General features: G+C 37.0%; 1 protein-coding gene. It reads right to left on the reverse strand.

Going from position 1 to position 625, the window contains the following annotated elements; genetic code table 11:
• A partial coding sequence (locus FJR06_RS10335) for a tetratricopeptide repeat protein (RefSeq protein WP_168651377.1) occupies positions 1 to 625 on the reverse strand: 625 nt, incomplete at both ends.

The following is a 625-nucleotide window of genomic DNA, read 5'->3' on the forward strand; positions in this document are numbered from 1 at the left end:
TCAGCATCATTATAACGTCCTTGAGAATAATACAATCCTGCCAAATTGTTTAGACTGGAAGCAACATCGGGATGATCATCACCTAATTGGCGTTTTCTGATATCTAAAGATTGCAAATAAAAAGCTTCAGCATCATTGTAACGTCCTTGAGACCTGTACAATTCTGCCAAATTATTAAGACTGGAAGCAACATGGGGATGGTCAGCACCTAATTGGCGTTTTTTGATATCTAAAGATTGCAAATAAAGAGGTTCAGCATCATTATAACGTCCTTGAGAATAATACAATCCTGCCAAATTGTTTAGACTGGAAGCAACATCGGGATGATCATCACCTAATTGGCGTTTTCTGATATCTAAAGATTGCAAATAAAAAGCTTCAGCATCATTGTAACGTCCTTGAGACCTGTACAATTCTGCCAAATTATTAAGACTGGAAGCAACATGGGGATGGTCAGCACCTAATTGGCGTTTTTTGATATCTAAAGATTGCAAATAAAGAGGTTCAGCATCATTATAACGTCCTTGAGAATAATACAATCCTGCCAAATTGTTTAGACTGGAAGCAACATCGGGATGATCATCACCTAATTGGCGTTTTCTGATATCTAAAGATTGCAAATAAA

Source organism: Dolichospermum sp. UHCC 0352, from assembly GCF_009711925.1.
Classification (GTDB): Bacteria; Cyanobacteriota; Cyanobacteriia; order Cyanobacteriales; family Nostocaceae; genus Dolichospermum; species Dolichospermum lemmermannii.